This window comes from Nocardia rhizosphaerae, assembly GCF_042650365.1.
GTDB classification, from domain to species: domain Bacteria; phylum Actinomycetota; class Actinomycetes; order Mycobacteriales; family Mycobacteriaceae; genus Nocardia; species Nocardia rhizosphaerae.
Genome location: NZ_JBHSBA010000005.1, coordinates 671596 through 677290, shown reverse-complemented (window position 1 = coordinate 677290; position 5695 = coordinate 671596). Strand labels below are relative to the sequence as shown.

Genomic DNA, 5695 nt, shown 5'->3' with positions numbered 1-5695 from the left:
TCCCGGTTGCTCACCTACGAGACTCTTCTGGTAGGTGAGCAACCAGCTCGGCACTGACATGGGTCAGCTCGATTGCTAGTTGGCTAGCCCAATCTATGCCTAGATGCCTTGCCGCGACTATTGCTATCTTGATAGCGTAGATCGGTGATTGCGGAGCAACCGACCAGGAAGGTCCTGCAAGCCCTGAAGAAGAAGGGCTGGTCGAAGCTACGTGATGGGGCGGGCAGTCACTCGATTTACGGCTGCTGCACAGGCAAGCACGACGTGAGTGTGCCTGATGGACACCGAACTATCTCGCCGGGAGTGGTACGGACCATCGGCAAAGCGCTAGCGGCGTGTGATTGCCCTAAGGAGGATGGATCATGAGCGCAGCGATCACCTACGACGTCCATGCGAGCCGAGTCGGCCGGTGGTGGGAGATCACCGTTCCCGACGTCTACGGTGCGGACCCGTGCGGGCAGGCGAAGCATCTCACCGATGTGGGGTACGAGGCACGCACCATCATCGCCGCAAAGCTGGATGTTCCGCTGTCTCGGGTCGAAACGAAGCTGATCGTGGACGATTTCGGCGATGCTCGCGATGTCAGTGGCCGGGTCGAGCACATCGGTGACCTGCGGTCGAAGATCGAGCGCCTGACCGAGGAGTTGAACGCCGAGCAGCGTTCTCTGGTAAAGGAACTCCGTCGTGAACAGGTCCCGGACGTCGACGTCGCGACCCTGCTGAACGTGGCACGTCAGCGGATCGGTCAGCTCGCGAAGTAGCGGCTCGGGCACCCGTTCGGGAGGTGGTGGCGGCCTGCGAGGAGTGGCCGCCACCAGTCGGGGGATTCCGGTCAGGTGAACAGGGCGGTGAGGTCGACCGTGGCGGCCATGGCGGCGGCGCCCGCGTCGTTGAGGTGCATACCGTCGCCGCTGTCGAATTCGGGGCGGATGTAGTCGGGCCGCGCCGGGTCGGCGACCGCGCGGTCGACGTCGAAGACGGAGTCGAAGACCTCGGTGGTGCGCAACCATTCGTTCACGGCGTGGCGGGTCGGCTGGGTTTCCAGCAGCGGCATGCCAGGGTAGACGCAGCCCGCGTACGGGCCGATGGTGGCGACGTGGACGCGGAGTCCGGCCGTGTGCGCGCGGGCGGCCAGCTCGGTGAATCCGGCGATCAGTTCCGCGGCGGTCGCCGACGGCTGCCCGCCCATCGCGCCGAGAATGAGATCGTTGATCCCGAAGTTGACCAGCACGTCGGTGACACCGGGGACTCCAAGCGCGTCGGAATCGAAACGGCCGAGCCCGGATTCGCCGATCTGCTCGGTGGTGAGCCGATTGCCCGCGATGCCGTTGTTGACCACCCAGCCGCGGGTGAGGCGGCTGTTGAGCACATCGACCGAGCGGCGATTGGCACTCATGGTGGTGCCGACGCCCTCGAACCAGGAATCGCCGAAGGCCACCGCGATCGGCGGCGGATCGGTCACCAGCACGTCGATTCCCGTCACGAAGAAGCGGAACGGAAGTTCCTGCGCGTCGATGAGTTCCACGTCGGTGGTGTGCTCGCCGGCGACCAGGTAGGCGACCTCGGCCGGTTGGTGCGCGAAGGTCGCGAGCCCGGTCGCGGTGGGCAAGTACAGGCTGAGCAGCAGGTCCTCGCCCGCGGTGACCACGAGGTCGATCGGATCGCTCAGCAGCTCGGCGCCCGGATCGATGGTGAATGTGGCCGCGCCGCCGACGGTGATCGGGCGGTCGGTGTCGGCGACGACGGCTGAATCCTGCTTGCGCCGGGCGATCCGGGCGGACCCGATCCGCAGGGGAGCCGTGCCGTAGCGGTTGGTCAACCGCACGCGCAGCGCGTCACCGCCGCCGGCCAGGTGGACGACGTGGCGCACGGTCTCGTCGCTGAACTCGCGCGATTCGGCGAGCTTGATCTGCTCGTTCGGGTCGATGACGCCGGTCCGGAATCCGGCGACCCACGTGTTGTCCTGCACGATCACTCCATTGCTTGCTGTGAGGAATATTGCCTATGCATAGATCTACTCCGAGGTATTCCTCGTGTCAACTATCCGCGTAGCAAATATCGGCTAGGATGAGTGTCATGTCCGTGCGCGAACTGTTCGACGACCACCGGCTGACGACCTCCGGCCTTCTCTTCGAGGCGCACAGCGGCTTGCTGGCCAAGCTCGAGCCCACGTGGAAGGCGCACGGGTTGTCCGGACTGGATCTGAACGCGCTCCTGCGGGTGAGCCGGTCGCCGCGGCAGCGGCTGCGGATGACCGACCTGGCCACGCAGACCGAACTGTCCACCAGCGGTGTCACCCGGCTGGTGGACCGGCTGGCCGCGGCGGGGCTGGTGGAACGCGTACTCGACCCCGCCGACCGCCGCAGTTCCTACGCGGCGCTCACCGACGCGGGCGCCGAGCGTCTCGCGGAAGTCCTCCCCGACTACCTCGACGCGCTGGAACGCTGGCTCACCGGGTTGCTGACGCCCGAGCAGCTCGACGGCCTCGTCGCCGGGCTGCGAGTCATCCGCGACGCCACCAATCCGTCGGCTACCGCGATCGCCGAGTCGTCCTGAGCCGCTACGTCTCGCGGTACTTGCGGACCTTCGCGATATTGCCGCAGCGGTCCATGGAGCACCAGCGGCGCCGCCCTGGCCTGGACGCGTCGACGAAAAGGAGCCCGCAGGTCTGCGAGGCGCACACGCGGATGCGCGCGGCCAGCGGGCTCGCGAACAGGTCGATGGCGTCGCGGGCGAGCGTGGACATGGCACCCCTCGCGGTGGCGGCGGGATAGTCGCGGGTGCCGTCGGGGTTCAGGTGGGGGACAAGGGGCGGTTCCGCTGCGGCCGCGTTGATCGCGTCGATATCGCTGGGTGCCAACGGGTCTCCCGCGGCGGCGCCGAACGCTGCGCGGGAGAGGGCGTTGCGGAGCCGGTGGAACGCGGTGAGGTCGGCGTCGTCCGCGGCGAGATCGGGCAGCTCGAGGATCACGCCGAGCCAGTGCCCCAGATCTGCCGCGGTGTGCACGATCTCCCACACGGCGAGCTCGCCCTCGCCGCCGGTGTGTACGAGGTCGAGCGAGACGCGCCCCGTCTGGAACCGGCGCCGAACGGCCGGTGGGAGAGATTTCCGCCCTTGCATGACACCAGTTTAACTGGTTACGGTAATCCCATGGCAATCGCGACCTACCTCAATCCCGAAGCCCTGCACACCAACCCGGCCTTCTCCCAGGTGGTCCGGGTCCCGGCCGGTGCCGACCTCGTCTACATCGGCGGTCAGAACGGCGTCGACGCCACCGGCCGCGTAGTCGGCCCCGACCTCGCCGCCCAGGTGAAACAGACTCTCGACAACCTGCGCGCCTGCCTTGCCGCCGCGGGCGCCGAACCCGGCGACGTGGTCAAGTGGAACCTCCTCATCAAGGAAGGGCAGAGCCTCCAGGAGGGCTTCGCCGCCTTCGGCGCCTCCTGGGGCCCCATGCCCAACCCGCCCGCCATCACCTTCGCCTTCGTCTCCGGCCTCGCCGTCGAGGGCGCGCTCATCGAGATCGAGGCGGTCGCCGCCGTCGCGGGCTGACCCGGTGCGACCGAGGTCGCAACGCGCTGATCAGTCCGCGAGTTCGCCTGCCGAGCGCCAGGACTGGCGTTCGGCGGCGAAGGCTTCGGCTTGGACGGCGCGGAAGTCCGCGATCGCGGGCGCGTTGTCGGTGAGGAAGCGGCGGTAGTCGGCGAGGCGGAACTCGCCGTCCTCGGTGGTGATGTCGACCTTGCCCGCCGTGAAATCGGCACGCAGGTCGAGGAGTTCGCCCGCCTCGACCGGATGCCAGCGGATGCGATCGAAATAGCGCAGCAGCCACGGGGTCTCCGCGTCGGTGGCGAAGCGGTCGACGCCGGGCCCCGCCGCACCGGCGGGCCTGGCGCGGTGGTTCCACACCTGAGTGGTGCGGCCGACGAACTGGTAGCCGCCGGGGCCCTCCATGCCGTAGATGCACAGGTAGGCGCCACCGATGCCGACGGCGTTCTCCGGCGTCCAGGTGCGCGCCGGGTTGTACTTGGTGGTGACGAGGCGGTGGCGTGGGTCGGTCGGGGTGGCGACGGGTGCGCCGAGGTAGACATCGCCGAGGCCCAGCACCAGGTACTCGGCGTCGAAGACGGTGCGGTAGACATCCGCCACCGAATCCAATCCGTTCATGCGGCGGATGAATTCGATATTCCACGGGCACCACGGTGCGTCGGCGCGGACACCGTGCATGTAGCGCGTGATCGCCTCGCGGGTGGACGGGTCGTCCCAGGACAGCGGCAAGTGGACCGTCCGGCTCGGTACCACCAGCTGATCGGAATCCGGCAGTTGCGCTTCGGCTTCGGCGAGCAGATCGAGCAGCTGACCGATCGGCAGAACGGCCGGGTCGACTCGGATCTGCAAGGACCGGATGCCCGGCGTGAGCTCGACGACGCCGCGCCGGCCCATGGCGATCAGGTGCTGGTGCAGGGCGTGCACGCGGGCGCGGAGACCGAGATCCAAGGTGAGCGTGCCGTATTCGACGAGCACGCCGTCGTCGCCCTGCCTGCGGTAGGTGACTCCGGTTTCGTCGTCGACCGCGGTGCGGCGCAGGATGCCGTCATCGGCGTCGCGACCAGCGGACAGGACGGTGCCGAACCACGCGCGCCGCCGCGACCCGAGGTCTGCCGCGGGAGCGGCATGTTCGGCGCGAACGGGGACGAAGCGGACCTTGTCGCCTGGCGTGAGTTGCCCCAGCTTCCAGCGCTCGGCCGCCACCACCGTCACCGGGCAGACGAATCCACCCAGGCTCGGACCATCGGGCCCGAGCAGGATCGGGGTGTCACCGGTGAAATCGAGCGCGCCGATCGAATAGGCGTTGTCGTGGATGTTCGACGGATGCAGGCCCGCTTCGCCGCCGTCGCTACGCGCCCACTCCGGCTTGGGTCCGATGAGCCGCACACCCGTGCGGTCGGAGTTGAAGTGCACCTCGTAGTCGGTACCGAGAATCGTGTCGATATCGGTGCGGGTGAAGAACTCCGGCGCGCCGTGCGGACCCTCGGTGACCGCGAGTTCCCAGCGGTGGCCGAAGGCGGGAATGCCGGACATCGGGACAGCGGCCGCGCGGCGAACGGGCGGTTCGCCGACGGCGATCGTGTCGTCGGCGCGAAGCGCGGCGCCGGTGCCACCACCGAACTTGCCGAGTGTGAAAGTGGCCGCGCTGCCGAGGAACTGCTCGACCTCGATACCACCGGCGAACAGGATGTAGGTGCGCATGCCAGGGCCGCGGATGGCGCCCACGTCGATGACCCCGCCGGCAGGCACCTCGACGATGCGCCACTGCTCCACCGGTCGCCCGTCGACCCGCACATCGGCGACCGCGCCGGTGACACAGACCGAGGTCGCCTCGCTGAATCGCAGGGCAGGCCCGCCGAGAGTGCACTCCAGCCCGGCGGCGCCCTCCGGATTGCCGAGTACGTGATTGCCCAACCGGAACGACAGGTCATCCATCGGGCCCGATGGCGGAACACCGATGTGCCAGTAGCCGGTTCGGCCCGGCCAGTCCTGCACCGTGGTCTGCATACCGGGGCGAACGACCTCGACGCACCGCCGGACGGTGGGATGTGCACGGGCGCGGTCGGTCCGAGCGATCACCGTCGCGTCGGCGATCACCGACACCGCGTGCCGCTCGGGTACGGCGCATGCGGCGGGTCGGTCGGT

At 68.4% G+C, this 5695-nt stretch carries 7 protein-coding genes; 4 read left to right on the top strand and 3 right to left on the bottom strand.

What is annotated here, in order from left to right; translation table 11 throughout:
• Positions 1-144: 144 nt before the first annotated feature.
• Positions 145-366, top strand: a complete 222-nt coding sequence (locus ACFOW8_RS12985) for a type II toxin-antitoxin system HicA family toxin (RefSeq protein ID WP_378550547.1) — start codon at positions 145-147, stop codon at positions 364-366.
• Positions 363-761, top strand: a complete 399-nt coding sequence (locus tag ACFOW8_RS12980; protein ID WP_378550545.1) for a hypothetical protein — start codon at positions 363-365, stop codon at positions 759-761. The genes ACFOW8_RS12985 and ACFOW8_RS12980 overlap by 4 nt, the downstream gene beginning before the upstream one ends.
• Positions 762-832: 71 nt before the next feature.
• Here ACFOW8_RS12980 and ACFOW8_RS12975 read toward each other — a convergent pair whose 3' ends face one another.
• Complete coding sequence (locus ACFOW8_RS12975) at positions 833-1969, bottom strand: GDSL-type esterase/lipase family protein (protein WP_378550543.1); 1137 nt, start codon at positions 1967-1969, stop codon at positions 833-835.
• 107 nt (positions 1970-2076) lie between these two features.
• Between ACFOW8_RS12975 and ACFOW8_RS12970 the strand changes: the two genes are divergently transcribed.
• Positions 2077-2556, top strand: a complete 480-nt coding sequence (locus ACFOW8_RS12970; protein WP_378550541.1) for a MarR family winged helix-turn-helix transcriptional regulator — start codon at positions 2077-2079, stop codon at positions 2554-2556.
• A gap of 4 nt (positions 2557-2560) precedes the next feature.
• Here the strand turns inward: ACFOW8_RS12970 and ACFOW8_RS12965 are convergent, their stop codons facing one another.
• Positions 2561-3121, bottom strand: coding sequence for a CGNR zinc finger domain-containing protein (locus ACFOW8_RS12965; RefSeq protein WP_378550539.1), 561 nt, complete (start codon positions 3119-3121; stop codon positions 2561-2563).
• Positions 3122-3151: 30 nt separating this feature from the next.
• On the opposite strand from ACFOW8_RS12965, the gene ACFOW8_RS12960 reads away from it, so the two are divergent.
• Positions 3152-3553: a RidA family protein gene (locus tag ACFOW8_RS12960; protein WP_378550537.1), complete on the top strand. Its 402-nt coding sequence runs from the start codon at positions 3152-3154 to the stop codon at positions 3551-3553.
• 30 nt (positions 3554-3583) lie between these two features.
• Here the strand turns inward: ACFOW8_RS12960 and ACFOW8_RS12955 are convergent, their stop codons facing one another.
• Positions 3584-5557, bottom strand: coding sequence for a 5-oxoprolinase/urea amidolyase family protein (locus ACFOW8_RS12955; protein ID WP_378550766.1), 1974 nt, complete (start codon positions 5555-5557; stop codon positions 3584-3586).
• Between the last annotated feature and the right edge of the window lie 138 nt (positions 5558-5695).